Source organism: Niveispirillum fermenti (assembly GCF_052474395.1).
Map to the genome: position 1 here is coordinate 1,058,146 of NZ_CP156681.1, position 13,667 is coordinate 1,071,812.

A 13,667-nucleotide genomic window follows, 5' to 3' on the forward strand; every position below is an offset into this window, starting at 1 on the left:
TCAGGGAGTGCCAAATGGCTCACGCCCCACAATCCAATTTCGAGAACCCGGTGGTGAACTGGATCGACCAGCGCCTGCCGATCTTCACGATGATGAGCAAGGAGTACGGGGTTTTCCCGACTCCGCGCAATTTCAACTATTTCTGGAACTTCGGCGCGCTGGCCATGTTCGTGCTGGTGACGATGATCGTTTCCGGCATCGTGCTGGCGATGCATTACACGAACAACACGGCACTGGCCTTCGACAGTGTCGAGCGCATCATGCGCGACGTGAACTGGGGCTGGATGATCCGCTACATCCATGCCAACGGCGCGTCGATGTTCTTCATCGTCGTCTATATCCACATCTTCCGCGGTGTCTATTACGGCTCGTACAAGGCCCCGCGTGAACTGGTGTGGATCTTCGGCGTCATCATCCTGCTGCTGATGATGGGCACCGCCTTCATGGGCTATGTGCTGCCCTGGGGCCAGATGTCCTTCTGGGGCGCCACGGTGATCACGAACCTGTTCTCCGCCATCCCGGTGGTGGGCGACAGCATCGTGACCCTGCTGTGGGGTGGCTTCTCGGTCGACAATCCGACGCTGAACCGCTTCTTCGCGCTGCACTACCTGCTGCCGTTCGTGCTGCTGGGCGTCGTCGTGCTGCACGTCGCCGCCTTCCACATGACCGGTTCCAACAACCCGCTGGGCATCGAGCCCAAGGGTCCGCAGGACACGGTGCCGTTCCATCCCTACTACACCACGAAGGACATTTTCGGCCTGACGATCTTCCTGATCTTCTTCGCCGGCTTCGTGTTCTTTGCCCCGAACCTGCTGGGCCACCCGGACAATTACATTCCGGCCGACCCGCTGGTGACGCCGGCGCATATCGTGCCCGAATGGTACTTCCTGCCCTTCTACGCGATCCTGCGCTCCATCACCTTCTCCATCGGGCTGCCCTTCACCGACGTGGTGCTGATCCCCGCCAAGCTGGGCGGCGTGCTGGCCATGTTCGGTTCCATCGCCATCATGCTGTTCCTGCCCTGGCTGGACACCTCGCCGGTCCGTTCGGCCCGGTTCCGCCCGATCTACAAGTGGTGGGTGCTGCTCTGCCTCGTGCCGGCCTTCATCATGCTGGGCTATGCCGGTGGCAAGCCGGCCGAGCCGCCCTATGTCTGGATCGGCCAGTTGGGCACCGTGATGTATTTCGCGTTCTTCCTGGCCCTGCCCATCATCGGCCGGATCGAGAAGCCGCTGCCGCTGCCGGACAGCATCGCCCAGGCTGTCCTGGGTGGTGGCAAGACCGCCGCCGGCTCTACCGCTCAAACGATGGAGAAGGCCTGATGCGTCGTCTTCGCACCCTGATCGCCGCAGGCGTTCTGTCCATTGCCGGCCTGACGGCCGGCGCCCAGGCTGCCGGCGACGCCCCCGTGCCGCCGGCCCAGAACTGGGGCCATGGCGGGGTCAACAGCTTCCTGTCCTTCTTCAAGGGCTATGATTATGCGTCCGTGCAGCGCGGTCTGCAGGTCTACAAGGAAGTCTGTGCGGCCTGTCATTCCCTGCATCTGGTGGCCTATCGCAACCTTCAGGAAGTCGGCTTCACCGAGGAAGAGGTGAAGGCCATCGCGGCGTCGGTGGAAATCACCGACGGCCCGAATGACGAGGGCGAGATGTTCGCCCGGCCCGGCCTGCCGGCCGACCGGTTCAAGAACCCGTTCCCCAACAAGCAGGCCGCAGCCTTCGCCAATGGCGGCAAGGCCCCGCCGGACCTGTCGCTGATCGTGAAGGCCCGTGCCCATCACGAAGATTACATCTATGGCCTGCTGACCGGTTACACCGATGCCCCCGCCGGCTTCGACCTGCCGTCCGGTCTGGCCTACAACCAGTACTTCCCCGGCCATGCCATCGCCATGGCACAGCCGCTGTACGACAATGGCATCACCTATACCGATGGGACGCCGGCTACGGCGGCCCAGCAGGCACATGACGTGACGACCTTCCTGGCCTGGGCCGCCGAGCCCAAGCTGGAGGAGCGCCGCCGCGTCGGGATGATGGTGATGATCTTCCTGGTGATCTTCGCGGGCATCATGTACGCGGCCAAGCGCCGCGTGTGGGCGAACCTGCACTGATCCCCGGTTGGGGGGGGGGACCGGGCGACCGGCTCCCCCGCCATCTGGCATGACGAAGGGCCGCATCCGGTGACGGGGCGGCCCTTCGGCTTTTCAACATTCCCCGGCGGGTTTCGCCGGCGGGGGAAGGGCATCACAGCATGACGGCGCCGCCGCAGGGGCTGATGCACTGGCCGATCATGTGCCGTGCCTCGTCCGATGCCAGGAAAAGATAGGCCGGCGCCACATCGGCAGGCTGGCCCAGCCGCTGGCTGGGCAGGGCGCGACGCACCGCCTCCACCCCTGCCAGCGCGGTGCCAGAGGTCGGCTTGGGATCGATGGCGCCCGGCGCCACGCAATTGGCCGTGACGTCGCGGGGGCCGATATCATGCACCAGGCTGCGGGTGAAGCCCAGCAGCGCGCCGGCCGCGGCACCATACAGCGTATAGCCCGGCGCCCCGTGATAGGCCACATCCGACACCGTGGTGACGATGCGGCCGTAATTCTGGGCGAACATCAATGGCAGCACCATGCGCGTCACCATGAAGGCCGACCGGACATTGGCGGCCATCACCGTGTCGAACTGCTCGGCCGTCGTGTCGATGAAGGTGACGGCCGGGCGCAGGCCGGCATTGTTGATCAGGATATCCACACGGCCCAGGCCCGTGACGGCCCCTTCCACCAGTTCATAGGCGCCGTTGGTTCCCGTGATGTCGGCCTGCAGGGCCAGCACGCGGGCACCGGCCCGCTCGGCCTCCCGTGCTAGGTCCCCGACGGCGGTCCGCTGTCCTTCCTCGTCGTAATGCAGGACCAGATGGGCCCCTTCTTGTGCGAAGGCCATCGCCACGGCCCGGCCGATCACATTTCCGGCCCCTGTGATCAGGGCCACCCGATCCTTCAACCGTGCCATCGCCAACCCTTTCCCCGCGGTGGATGCAAGCCGCCATCCTGACCGCGCACGCCGGCCGGCGTCAACGGATAGCGCCGGCCGGCGCCTGCTGCAGGGGCTTGGCGAAGCAGGCCGACCAGGGGCGCCCGGCATAAGGGCCGTAATTGTCGGTCAGGTGATAGCCATGCCGGCGGTAGAAGCCGACGGCCCGGTCGTTGGCCCAGCGCGTTTCCAGCACCAGCCGGCGAAGGCCCATGGCGCGCGCGCCATCCTCCAGGAAGGCCAGCAGGGCGGCCCCCACCCCGGTGCTGCCGGGCTCGGCATACATCCGCTTGATCTCCCCCGTATCGTCCGCGAAGGGCAGCAGCGCCCCGCAGCCCACGGCCCGGCCCTCCAGGTGGGCCAGGGCGAACAGGCGCCGGGCCGGCAGGGCCGATGCCTAATACCAACTTGCGATGAGTAGAACTCATCGCAAGTTGGTCCGGCGGCGACCGCCGCCGCGCCGCTCGTGCGGCGTAGCCAAGCCAACGAATGTTGGCGCCGGCAATTGAGGGCGGTGACCAGAACCAATAGGTTCTGGTCACCGCAAAATAGTATTAGCCGGCGAAGCCGGCCCGCCCGTCGCTGCCGAAGCGCCGGCCCAGGTCGGCCGACAGGGCGTCCAGCAGGCCGGCGGCCTCTGGCTGGGCCGGGTCGGTCGCTTCAACCGTCAGGCCCGGTACGGGCCCCGGCAGTTGGCGGTACATGACATGCGTGGCATGGCTGGTCCCATCGCCATTCAGGGCATAATCCGGGATGATGCCGCAGCTCTGCCAGCCCAGGCGGGCATAGAGCCGCCCGGCATCGTCGCCCTGGCGCGTGTCCAGCACCAGCAGGCGCCTGCCCGCCCCGCGCGCCACCTCCTCCGCACGCCGCAGCAGGGCAGAGGCGATGCCCTGCCGGCGGGCATCGGGATGGACCAGCATCTTGGCGATCTCCGCCCGGTGGCTGCCATTGACCTGCGGTGCCAGGGCCAGGGTGACCGTGCCGACGGTGCGTGCTTCCTGCCGCGTCACGGCCAGCAGGATCAGCTTCTCCCCCGCTGCCACCTGGGACGCCTGCGCCTGCCAGAAGGCGGCGGCGGCATCCAGGTCCAGCGGCGGGATGAAGCCGACCGCGGCGCCGTTCATGACGCAATCCCGCAGGATCAGGGCGAGTTCGGGTATCGCGGCCGCAAAGGATGTGCGGTCCGCCTGGATGATGTCGAACGACATGGGATGTCCCCTCAGGGGCGGGTGATGGCGATGATGTAACGGGCGGGCCCTTCGCCCAGACTGGTGAAGCGGGAGGCGCCATACAGCCGGAACCGCAGGCAATCCCCCGGTTCCAGCCGCCAGGCCGTCTGGTCCAGCCGGTATTCCAGGCGGCCTTCCAGCAGCCAGATATGCTGTTCCAGGCCGGGCACGGGCGGGGCGTCGTAATCGATGACGGTGCCGGGCGGCAGGGTGCCGTGGATCATCTCCGTTTCCATCCCGGCCGCCGGGGGTGACAGGGACCGGCGCACGAAGCCTGTCGACGGGTCGGTCCAGACCGGCTGGTCGGCCGCGCGCACCAGCAGCGCCGGCTCCGCCTCCACCTCCGCCAGCAGGCGCGACATGGGCCGGCCATAGGCGGCGCAGAGCCGGCCCAGCAGGCTGGCCGTGGGGCTTGTCTCCCCCCGTTCCAGGCGCGACAATGTCGCCTTGGGCACGCCGCTGCGGCCGGCCAGATCGTCCAGCGTCCAGCCCGCGTCCCGGCGCAGTTGCGACAGCCGCGCGGCCAGCCGGCTGTCGATCGTATCGATGTTCTGTTCCATAAATGGGAATTAATCTCAAATATGGAACTCCGTCAAGAGGGGAGATCGGTCCCCGGACGGTTGCGGGGAAGGGGAAGGCGCGCGCAAATGCATCATGTCGGCTGGTCGCATTGCTGGGAGGCGGAAGGGGCCGCCATCATCCTGCCCGACGGGTGCCGGGACCTGCTGGTCACGACCGGGCCGGACGGACGGCAGCGGGTATCCCTGACCGACTGGGACACGGGGCCGCGGGCTGTGCGCGTCGCGGCCGGCACGCAGATGGCCGGGTTCCGCCTGCGGCCCGGCATGGTCCCGGACCCGCTGCTTCTCCGGCGGGTGGTGGCGGCGGCCCAAACGCGGGGGGAGGCGGCCGGGATCGGCGCCTTGCTGGAAAGCGGTGTCGCGGCCGACCGGGAGATGGAACAGGTGATCGATGCCCTGGCGCAGTCATGCGGCACGGGGGCGGAGGTGGCGCGCCAGGCCGGTGTCGTGCCGCGTACCCTGCAGCGGCGACTGGCCGGGCTGGGCCTGCCGCCGCCGGATTTCTGGCGTCTGCTGGGCCGGGCGCGCCGGGCGGCGGCCAGTCTGGGTCCCGACCGGTCATTGGCCGATATCGCCTGTGCCTTTGGTTACAGCGATCAGGCCCACATGACCCGGGAATTCACCCGCTGGTTCGGCCTGACGCCGGCCCGCCTGAGCCGTCGCCGGGCCGAACTGGGCCTTCTGGCTCAACCGGGGCTGGGCAACTGGACCGGGGAGCAGATTTCGATGAGGTAGCCGTTGGGGTCGCTGACATAGGCCAGCGTCTGCCCCCAGGGCATCTCCTGCACATCCTTTTCCAGCACGGCACCGGCCGCCAGGGCACGCCGCAGGGCGCCGGCCACGTCATCAGTTTCCAGCGCGATTTCGAAACAGGGCTGACGACGGGAGGGGCGGGCCGGGTCCTTGCCCAGTTGCCGCATCAGGCTTGTGGAGGAGAAGGCGAGCTTGGTGTGACCCGTCGCCAACTCGCCATAATCCCCGCCTTCATGCACGAACCCCTTCTCCAGGCTGAAGGCACGGGTGAAGAAATCGATGCTGGCGGCGACGTCATCGACATAAAGGATGGTGTAGCGGAAGATCATCGGGGGGCTCCTGTCATGGGAACCCCCTTGATGCCAGAAGGGCGGCGGGCATTCTTGAAGATATGCGACAGGCCGGAAAGGGCGATGGGGCAGACTTGGCGGACAGGACATGACACCGGACATGGCAACGGCACCGCCTCTCCCTTGTCGCGCGGGAGAAGCGGTGCCGTTGCCATGTCATCAGTCTGAAAGAGAGCAGCCTGAAAGGGCCCCCTGGCCGGGACGATCCGGACGGTGTCGGCGATCCATCGCGCCGTCCGCCGGCTTTCCGCCGCCTCCTCCCATCCAGCGCGAAGGAAGGCGGAAAGGTTCCGGCCCTGGGGCCAAGCGCCGTGGGAAGGATGCAGCCCCCACCCCCGGCAGACCCGCCACCCCGTTCAGGAAGGTTGGCGGATCGAAGTGCTGGTCCGGACCCCCCGGTCACCGAGGGATCCGGGGACCGATCAATGGAACTGGTCGGTCTCGGTGCTGTCCTTCATGGCGGTCGTGGAGGACGTGCCACCGGAGATGGCCACGGCCACCGCGTCGAAATAGCCGGTGCCCACCTCGCGCTGATGCTTCACGGCGGTGAAGCCCTGGTCGGCGGCGGCGAATTCCCGCTGCTGCATCTCCGAATAGGCGGCCATGCCGCGTTCCTTGTAGCCCTTGGCCAGTTCGAAGGTGGCCAGGTTCAGGCTGTGGAAGCCCGCCAGGGTCACGAACTGGTACTTGTAGCCCATGGCGCCCAGCTCTGCCTGGTACTTGGCGATGGTCGCGTCGTCCAGGTTGGCCTTCCAGTTGAAGGAGGGCGAGCAATTATAGGCCAGCATCTTGCCGGGGAACTTCTTGTGGACGGCCTCGGCGAAGCGGCGGGCATCGTCCAGGTTCGGCTTGCTGGTTTCCCACCACATCAGGTCGGAATAGGGGGCGTATTCCAGGGCACGGGCGATGCAGTAATCGACGCCGACACCCTTCTTGATGCGGAAGAAGCCTTCCGGCGTGCGGTCGTTGCGGTCGATGAACGGATGATCACGCTCGTCGATGTCGCTGGTGATCAGCTGGGCCGACTCGGCATCCGTGCGGGCAACGACCAGGGTGGAGGTGCCGCAGACATCGGCGGCCAGGCGGCCGGCATTCAGCGTGCGGATGAATTGCTGGATCGGGATCAGCACCTTGCCGCCCAGATGGCCGCACTTCTTCTCGGAAGCCAGCTGGTCCTCGAAGTGAACGGCGGCGGCACCGGCCTCGATCATGCCCTTCATCAGTTCAAAGGCGTTCAGCGGGCCACCGAAACCGGCCTCGGCATCGGCGATGATCGGTGCGAACCAGTAGGTGTCGCCCTTGCCCTCGGCCGTCTGGATCTGGTCGGCGCGCTGGAAGGCATTGTTGATGCGCTTCACGACGGCCGGGACGGAGTTGGCGGGATACAGCGACTGGTCGGGATACATCTGGCCGGCCAGGTTGGCGTCGGCCGCGACCTGCCAGCCCGACAGATAGATGGCTTCCAGGCCGGCCTTGACGTGCTGGAGAGCCTGATTGCCCGTGAAGGCGCCCAGCGTGTGGACATAGGGCCGCGTGTGCAGCAGTTCCCACAGGCGGCGGGCGCCCATTTCAGCCAGGGTATATTCGATCTTCACGGAGCCGGACAGGCGGCGCACATCCTCGGCCGTGAAATCGCGCTTGATGCCTTCATAGCGCTTGGCGTGGACGGCGGCGAGATCGATGCTCTGGGTCTGATCAAGCGGGGACATGGAAGGTAACTCCTGGCCTGGTGGGGCTCTCAATTGGTTTCTGAACGGCTGCTTGTCCTTGTCTGCCACCTTGGGGGCCGGGGGCCGGGCTTGGTGTGCAGTGCAGCGCTGTTGAGATGAACATGAGCCCGCGACAGAAAATGATCAATATGGCCAGAAACGTAAAATAGTATTGCTGTCACATGTTGTAATGCCAATTCGTGTGATGTTGTAAATTTTGTAAATCCGCATGCAGAGGCCGATTTCCCCGCGCGCTGAGGCGATACGGACAGCAAAAGGCCCCGGTGATCACGCGGATCACCGGGGCCTTGCGCGGCACGTACCGCGCGGCGGCAGTCGCCGCCGACATCAACGGTCAAATATTTCGACCGTTGATGTCAGACAGCCTGACCGGCCAGGGCCGTTTCAGCCCGAGGCTGTCAGCGCGCCACGGGTTGGCCCGCAGCCGTCAATGCAGTGTGCCTGGCCGTGACTGACCCCAGGCGGATTCGCCCGGTGCCGGCATGGGGCCATGGACCGGCTCGCCCTGGATGGTCAGCCCGTCGGGGCCGGCATCCACCTGCACGGGCGTGCCGGGCAGCACCTTGCCTTCCAGGATGCGGCTGGCCAGGGGGTTCTGCAGTTCCCGCTGGATCACGCGCTTCAGGGGGCGGGCGCCATAGACGGGGTCGTATCCCTTGTCGGCCAGCCATTCCTTGGCGGCCGGGGTCAGGTCCAGCCCCAGGTCGCGGTCGGCCAGCATCTTTGTCAGCCGGGCCAGCTGCACCTCCACGATGCCCGACATGTTGGCGCGCGACAGCCGGTGGAAGATCAGGATCTCATCCAACCGGTTCAGGAATTCCGGCCGGAAGGCACCGCGCACCACCTCCATCACCTGGGCCCGCGCGGCACCGCTATCCTCCCCGTCCGGCAGGTTGGCCAGGAATTCCGACCCCAGGTTGGACGTCATGATGATCAGCGTGTTGCGGAAATCCACCGTCCGGCCCTGGCCATCGGTCAGGCGCCCGTCGTCCAGCACCTGAAGCAGGATGTTGAAGACATCCGGATGGGCCTTCTCCACCTCGTCGAACAGCACGACCTGATAGGGCCGGCGGCGCACGGCCTCCGTCAACGCCCCGCCCTCGTCATAGCCGACATAGCCTGGCGGCGCGCCGATCATGCGGCTGACCGCGTGCTTTTCCATATATTCGGACATGTCGAGCCGGACCATCGCCGTCTCGTCATCGAACAGGAATTCGGCCAGCGCCTTGGTCAGTTCCGTCTTGCCGACGCCCGTCGGACCTAAGAACAGGAAGCTGCCGATGGGGCGGTTGGGATCCTGCAACCCGGCGCGCGACCGGCGGACGGCATTGGCGACGGCAACCACCGCCTCCTGCTGCCCGATGACGCGCCCGGCCAGCTTCTCCTCCATCCGCAGCAGCTTCTCCCGCTCGCCCGTCAGCATCTTGTCGACGGGGATGCCGGTCCAGCGGCTGACCACCGCGGCGATGTCCTGGTCGCGCACCTCCTCGTTCAGCATGCGGTGCTGGCTGGCCTCCGCCGCGGCGGTCAGGCGCTTTTCCAGGTCGGGAATGCGGCCATAGGTGATCTCACCCGCCCGCGCCCAGTCGCCGGACCGCTGCGCCTGTTCCAGTTCGGCCCGGGCACGGTCCAGTTCCTCCTTCAGCTTCTGGGCGCCGGTCAGCGTGTCCTTCTCCGCCTGCCACTGGGCCGTCAGGGTGCCGGACTTCTGCTCCAGTTCCGCCAGTTCGACCTCCAGCTTCTCCAGCCGGTCCTTCGACCCCTGGTCGGTCTCCCGGCGAAGGGCCTCGCGCTCGATCTTCAACTGGATGATGCGGCGGTCCAGTTCGTCGATGGCTTCGGGCTTGCTATCCACCACCATGCGCAGGCGGCTTGCCGCCTCGTCGATCAGGTCGATGGCCTTGTCGGGCAGGAACCGGTCGGTGATGTAGCGGTTGGAAAGGGTGGCGGCCGACACGATGGCGCTGTCGGTGATGCGCACGCCATGGTGAAGCTCGTACTTCTCCTTCAGGCCGCGCAGGATGGAGATGGTGTCCTCCACCGTCGGCTCGGCCACGAAGACGGGCTGGAACCGGCGGGCCAGGGCCGCGTCCTTCTCGATATACTTGCGGTATTCGTCCAGCGTCGTGGCGCCCACGCAATGCAGTTCACCGCGGGAAAGTGCGGGCTTCAGCATGTTGGACGCATCCATGGCGCCATCGGCCTTGCCGGCCCCGACCAGGGTGTGCAACTCGTCGATGAAGACGATGACCTCGCCGGCCGCCGACTGGATCTCCGACAGCACGGCCTTCAGCCGCTCCTCGAACTCGCCGCGGAACTTGGCCCCGGCCACCAGCGCGCCCAGGTCCAGCGACAGAAGCTGCTTGGATTTCAGCCCCTCCGGCACATCGCCATTGACGATGCGCAGCGCCAGCCCTTCCACGATGGCGGTCTTGCCCACGCCGGGCTCACCGATCAGCACGGGATTGTTCTTGGTGCGCCGCGCCAGCACCTGGATGGTGCGGCGGATTTCCTCGTCACGGCCGATGACGGGGTCCAGCTTGCCGTCGCGCGCGGCCTGGGTCAGGTCGCGGGCATATTTCTTCAGCGCATCATAGCCCTGTTCGGCCGACGCGCTGTCGGCCGTGCGGCCCTTGCGCAGCGCGTTCACGGCCTCGTTCAGCTTCTGCGGTGTCACGCCGGCATCGGCCAGCGCCTTGGCGGCGTCGGTGCCGGCCGAAAGCGCCAGGGCCAGCAGCAGCCGCTCCACCGTCACGAAACTGTCGCCGGCCTTCTTGGCCAGTTCGGTCGCCTGGTCGAAGGTGCGGGCCAGCTCGCGCGTCACGTAAAGCTGCGCCCCGCCGCCGCCTTCCACCTTGGGCAGCTTGCGCAGGGCGGCGTCGATGGCCGCATTGGCCTTGGCCGGGTCGCCGCCGGCGCTGGCGATCAGGTTGGCGGCCATGCCTTCCTGGTCCTCCAGCAACGCCTTCAGCAGATGTTCAGGCGTCAGTTGCTGATGGCCGGTGCGCAGGGCGGCCCCCTGGGCGGCCTGGATGAAACCCTGGGCGCGTTCGGTGTAGTTCTTGAAATCCATAATCCTGCATGCTCCCCAACATTGCCCCATCGTCCCCGCTGGGCCCGATGAATGCGATGATCCACGTCAAAGTGCGATCCGGGAGGATCGATATGGATGTGGGAGATGGCCTGAAGGGGCGCAAGGCCCGGTGACGCGGAAAGTTGCAGCGGTTATGCTTGCCCCCCATGACCGGCCGTTTCCTTCACCTGTTCGACACGCCTGTCGGCACCTGTGCCATTGCCTGGGGGCCGTATGGGCTGCTGGGTGTGCGCCTGCCGGCCGTGGAAGGGGGCGATCTGGCGGGCCGCCTGCGCAAGGCCGTGCCCGGTGCCGTCGCGGGGCAGCCGGACGAGACGGCGGCGGCGGCCATCGCCGGCATCCGCGCCCTGCTGGCGGGGGAGCGCCGGGACCTGCTGGAAATAGGCCTGGACATGGCGCAAACCAGCCCCTTCGACCGCGCCGTCTATGCCATCGCCCGCGCCATCCCGCCGGGCCGCACCCTGACCTATGGCGAGGTGGGCCGGCGCATGCCGGCGGCGGTCCTGGGCGGTATGCCGCCGCACACGGTGCCGCGCGCGGTCGGACAGTCGCTGGGGCGCAACCCCTGGCCCATCGTGGTGCCCTGTCACCGGGTGATGGCGGCGGCCGGCGGTGCGGGTGGCTTCTCGGCCCCCGGCGGGGTGGCGACGAAGCTGGCCCTGCTGCGGATCGAAGGGGCCGTGTTGCCGGCCGAACAGTTGGGTCTGTTCTGAGATTACCGGGCGATCGGCCGTTTCATGAAACCGAATTACCGGTTCGGACCCATTGTGATGGTTGCGCCGTGACCGCCGGGCGGATTATCCTTCGTCCCATCATGTCCGCGACGCTCGATGCCATCCATTATTTCCCGGTCAAGGGCCTGACGGCCCAGACGCTGGACCATGCCACCCTGACGCCGGGCGGCTGCCTGCCGCATGACCGGCGTTTCGCCATCCTGCACCGGGCGACGCAGTTCGATCCGCTGGAACCGGCCTGGAAACCCAAGACCAATTTCCTGGTGCTGCTGCGGGACGAGAAGCTGGCGACGCTGCAGGCCGTGTTCGATCCGGAAACCTGTGTCCTCGAACTGCGGCGCGGGGGCAAGCGCGTGGCGCGCGGCCGCATCGACACGGCCACGGGCCGGCTGCTGATCGACCAGTTCCTGTCGGCCTACATGGCCGGTGCGGCCGTGCCCGGCCCGTACAAGCTGGTGGAAAGCCCCGGCCACAATTTCACCGACATCCCGGACAAGGCCGTGTCGCTGCTGAATTTGGCATCGGTGAAGGATATCGGGCGGGTGACGCAGCGCCCTGTCGATCCGCTGCGCTTCCGCGCCAACCTGCACCTGTCGGGCCTGGCACCCTGGGCAGAGATGGGCTGGGTGGGCCGGCGCATCGCCGTCGGTGATACGGTGCTGTCCGTCTTCAAGACCACGACGCGCTGTGCCGCGGTGGAGGTCAACCCCACCACGGGCGAGCGCGACATGGCCCTGTTGAAGGCGCTGAAAAGCGGGTTCGACCATGTGGTCTGCGGTGTCTATGCCAGGGTTGAAGCCGGCGGGGCGATCCGGGCCGGTGATCCGGTGCGGCTGCTGGACTGACGGGGAAAGGCCGGTGGCGGTGGCTTTCGGGGCCGCTCGGGCTCCCCCTTCAGCCCACCCTTGCGCATGCACACTCATGCACACTATGGCCCTCCCGCCCATCTCGTGCTAATCAGCCCGCTTCAGTGCCAAGGGCGGAACCATCAATTCGATGCATTTCCTGGAATTCGAAAAGCCGATCGCGGAGCTGGAAGCCAAGATCGAGGAACTGCGCCATCTTGCCGATGGCGGCGATCTGAACATCGCCGACGAGGTGAAGAAGCTGCAGGACAAGGTGGACAAGCTGCTGCGCTCCACCTACGCCAAGCTGACACCGGCCCAGAAGGTTCAGGTGGCGCGCCATCCGAATCGGCCGCACTGCCTGGACTATGTCGAGGCGCTGATCACCGACTTCACCCCGCTGGCCGGCGACCGGCTGTTCGGGGAGGATCGGGCCGTCATCGGCGGGCTGGGCCGTTTCCGCGGCCGGTCCGTGGTGGTGATCGGGCAGGAGAAGGGCAACGATACCGAAAGCCGCGTGAAGCATAATTTCGGCATGGCCAAGCCCGAAGGCTATCGCAAGGCCCAGCGCCTGATGGCCATGGCCGACCGGTTCGGCCTGCCCGTCATTTCGCTGGTCGATACGGCCGGCGCCTTCCCCGGCGTGTCGGCGGAGGAACGTGGCCAGGCGGAGGCCATCGCCAAGTCGATCGAAAGCTGTCTGCGCCTGACCGTGCCCATGGTGTCCACCATCATCGGCGAGGGCGGGTCCGGCGGGGCCATCGCCATCGCCGCGGCCGATCGCGTGCTGATGCTGGAACATTCCATCTATTCGGTGATCTCGCCGGAAGGCTGCGCGTCCATCCTCTGGCGCTCGGCAACCAATGCTGCCGACGCGGCCCAGGCCCTGCGGCTGACGGCCCAGGACCTGAAGGAACTGGGCGTCATCGACCGCGTGGTGATGGAGCCCATCGGCGGCGCCCATCGCCGGCGGGACGAGACGATCACGGCCCTGGGCAACGCGATCGAGGATGCGCTGGAAAGCGTGCGCGGCCAGGACGGCCCCACCCTGCGCCTGAACCGCCGGCAGAAATTCCTGGACATGGGGCAGAAGGGGCTGGGCTGACCGGCGCCGGGGCCTGTCGGCATCGCCGGCAAACAGGTCCCGCCTTCATTCGTGCCGCCGCCGTGCCCGTCGGCGCGGATACCAGGGGACATTCTCCATGCTGGAGCGGTTTTCCTCTGACTGGAAAGCCGCCCCGCCGGCAACTGCTGCCGCGCGGCATAGGCCGCGTAGCCAAGCCGCGCAATAATCGCGGACCCGCAGGGTAACGGCACCGATCTGGGGCATG

General features: G+C 67.0%; 13 protein-coding genes. 6 read left to right on the forward strand and 7 right to left on the reverse strand.

The genetic code is table 11. The features are described 5' to 3' along the window. Positions 1-14: 14 nt before the first annotated feature. Both ABC728_RS16430 and ABC728_RS16435 read left to right on the forward strand, forming a co-directional pair. Positions 15-1,322 carry a cytochrome b gene (locus ABC728_RS16430; RefSeq protein ID WP_416619439.1) on the forward strand — a complete coding sequence of 436 codons (1,308 nt, stop codon included), beginning with the start codon at positions 15-17 and terminating at the stop codon, positions 1,320-1,322. Continuing rightward, on the forward strand, positions 1,322-2,107 hold the full coding sequence (locus ABC728_RS16435; RefSeq protein WP_416619441.1) for a cytochrome c1: 786 nt from the start codon (positions 1,322-1,324) through the stop codon (positions 2,105-2,107). Before ABC728_RS16430 ends, ABC728_RS16435 begins: the two co-directional genes overlap by 1 nt. 133 nt (positions 2,108-2,240) lie before the next feature. On the opposite strand, the gene ABC728_RS16440 is transcribed toward ABC728_RS16435, so the two are convergent. From ABC728_RS16440 to ABC728_RS16455, 4 genes are all read right to left on the reverse strand, one after another. Then, positions 2,241-2,996, reverse strand: coding sequence for an SDR family NAD(P)-dependent oxidoreductase (locus ABC728_RS16440; RefSeq protein ID WP_416619443.1), 756 nt, complete (start codon positions 2,994-2,996; stop codon positions 2,241-2,243). 61 nt (positions 2,997-3,057) lie between these two features. Then, complete coding sequence (locus ABC728_RS16445; RefSeq protein ID WP_416619561.1) at positions 3,058-3,405, reverse strand: GNAT family N-acetyltransferase; 348 nt, start codon at positions 3,403-3,405, stop codon at positions 3,058-3,060. Between the two features lie 166 nt (positions 3,406-3,571). Further along, entirely contained in the window at positions 3,572-4,228 is a 657-nt protein-coding gene (locus ABC728_RS16450) for a GNAT family N-acetyltransferase (protein ID WP_416619445.1), read from the reverse strand. Positions 4,229-4,239: 11 nt separating this feature from the next. After that, entirely contained in the window at positions 4,240-4,809 is a 570-nt protein-coding gene (locus tag ABC728_RS16455; RefSeq protein ID WP_416619447.1) for a helix-turn-helix domain-containing protein, read from the reverse strand. A gap of 87 nt (positions 4,810-4,896) precedes the next feature. Between ABC728_RS16455 and ABC728_RS16460 the strand changes: the two genes are divergently transcribed. Then, positions 4,897-5,565, forward strand: coding sequence for a helix-turn-helix domain-containing protein (locus tag ABC728_RS16460; RefSeq protein WP_416619449.1), 669 nt, complete (start codon positions 4,897-4,899; stop codon positions 5,563-5,565). Here ABC728_RS16460 and ABC728_RS16465 read toward each other — a convergent pair. The 3 genes from ABC728_RS16465 to clpB form a co-directional block, all read right to left on the reverse strand. Further along, the gene (locus ABC728_RS16465) at positions 5,517-5,912 is read right to left on the reverse strand and encodes a VOC family protein (RefSeq protein WP_416619451.1); all 396 of its coding nucleotides are present in this window, start codon (positions 5,910-5,912) and stop codon (positions 5,517-5,519) included. The two genes, ABC728_RS16460 and ABC728_RS16465, sit on opposite strands and share 49 nt — an antisense overlap. A gap of 443 nt (positions 5,913-6,355) precedes the next feature. Then, positions 6,356-7,642, reverse strand: coding sequence for an isocitrate lyase (gene aceA / locus ABC728_RS16470; protein ID WP_416619453.1), 1,287 nt, complete (start codon positions 7,640-7,642; stop codon positions 6,356-6,358). Positions 7,643-8,090: 448 nt separating this feature from the next. Beyond that, positions 8,091-10,736, reverse strand: coding sequence for an ATP-dependent chaperone ClpB (clpB, locus tag ABC728_RS16475; protein WP_416619455.1), 2,646 nt, complete (start codon positions 10,734-10,736; stop codon positions 8,091-8,093). A gap of 167 nt (positions 10,737-10,903) precedes the next feature. Between clpB and ABC728_RS16480 the strand changes: the two genes are divergently transcribed. From ABC728_RS16480 to ABC728_RS16490, 3 genes are all read left to right on the forward strand, one after another. Beyond that, positions 10,904-11,470 (forward strand): methylated-DNA--[protein]-cysteine S-methyltransferase, encoded by a 567-nt coding sequence (locus ABC728_RS16480; RefSeq protein WP_416619457.1) that lies wholly within the window; start codon positions 10,904-10,906, stop codon positions 11,468-11,470. Positions 11,471-11,571: 101 nt separating this feature from the next. Then, positions 11,572-12,336 (forward strand): MOSC domain-containing protein, encoded by a 765-nt coding sequence (locus tag ABC728_RS16485; protein ID WP_416619459.1) that lies wholly within the window; start codon positions 11,572-11,574, stop codon positions 12,334-12,336. Positions 12,337-12,487: 151 nt separating this feature from the next. Then, a complete protein-coding gene (locus tag ABC728_RS16490; RefSeq protein WP_416619461.1) occupies positions 12,488-13,441 on the forward strand; it encodes an acetyl-CoA carboxylase carboxyltransferase subunit alpha in 954 nt (317 codons plus the stop codon). Positions 13,442-13,667: the final 226 nt, after the last annotated feature.

What these genes read in the sequence shown, in the direction of transcription:
- ABC728_RS16430 (WP_416619439.1), top strand. Translation starts at nt 15, where the DNA reads ATGGCTCACGCCCCACAATCCAATTTCGAGAACCCGGTGGTGAACTGG.
- ABC728_RS16435 (WP_416619441.1), top strand. Translation starts at nt 1,322, where the DNA reads ATGCGTCGTCTTCGCACCCTGATCGCCGCAGGCGTTCTGTCCATTGCC.
- ABC728_RS16440 (WP_416619443.1), bottom strand. Translation starts at nt 2,996, where the DNA reads ATGGCACGGTTGAAGGATCGGGTGGCCCTGATCACAGGGGCCGGAAAT.
- ABC728_RS16450 (WP_416619445.1), bottom strand. Translation starts at nt 4,228, where the DNA reads ATGTCGTTCGACATCATCCAGGCGGACCGCACATCCTTTGCGGCCGCG.
- ABC728_RS16455 (WP_416619447.1), bottom strand. Translation starts at nt 4,809, where the DNA reads ATGGAACAGAACATCGATACGATCGACAGCCGGCTGGCCGCGCGGCTG.
- ABC728_RS16460 (WP_416619449.1), top strand. Translation starts at nt 4,897, where the DNA reads ATGCATCATGTCGGCTGGTCGCATTGCTGGGAGGCGGAAGGGGCCGCC.
- ABC728_RS16465 (WP_416619451.1), bottom strand. Translation starts at nt 5,912, where the DNA reads ATGATCTTCCGCTACACCATCCTTTATGTCGATGACGTCGCCGCCAGC.
- aceA (WP_416619453.1), bottom strand. Translation starts at nt 7,642, where the DNA reads ATGTCCCCGCTTGATCAGACCCAGAGCATCGATCTCGCCGCCGTCCAC.
- clpB (WP_416619455.1), bottom strand. Translation starts at nt 10,736, where the DNA reads ATGGATTTCAAGAACTACACCGAACGCGCCCAGGGTTTCATCCAGGCC.
- ABC728_RS16480 (WP_416619457.1), top strand. Translation starts at nt 10,904, where the DNA reads ATGACCGGCCGTTTCCTTCACCTGTTCGACACGCCTGTCGGCACCTGT.
- ABC728_RS16485 (WP_416619459.1), top strand. Translation starts at nt 11,572, where the DNA reads ATGTCCGCGACGCTCGATGCCATCCATTATTTCCCGGTCAAGGGCCTG.
- ABC728_RS16490 (WP_416619461.1), top strand. Translation starts at nt 12,488, where the DNA reads ATGCATTTCCTGGAATTCGAAAAGCCGATCGCGGAGCTGGAAGCCAAG.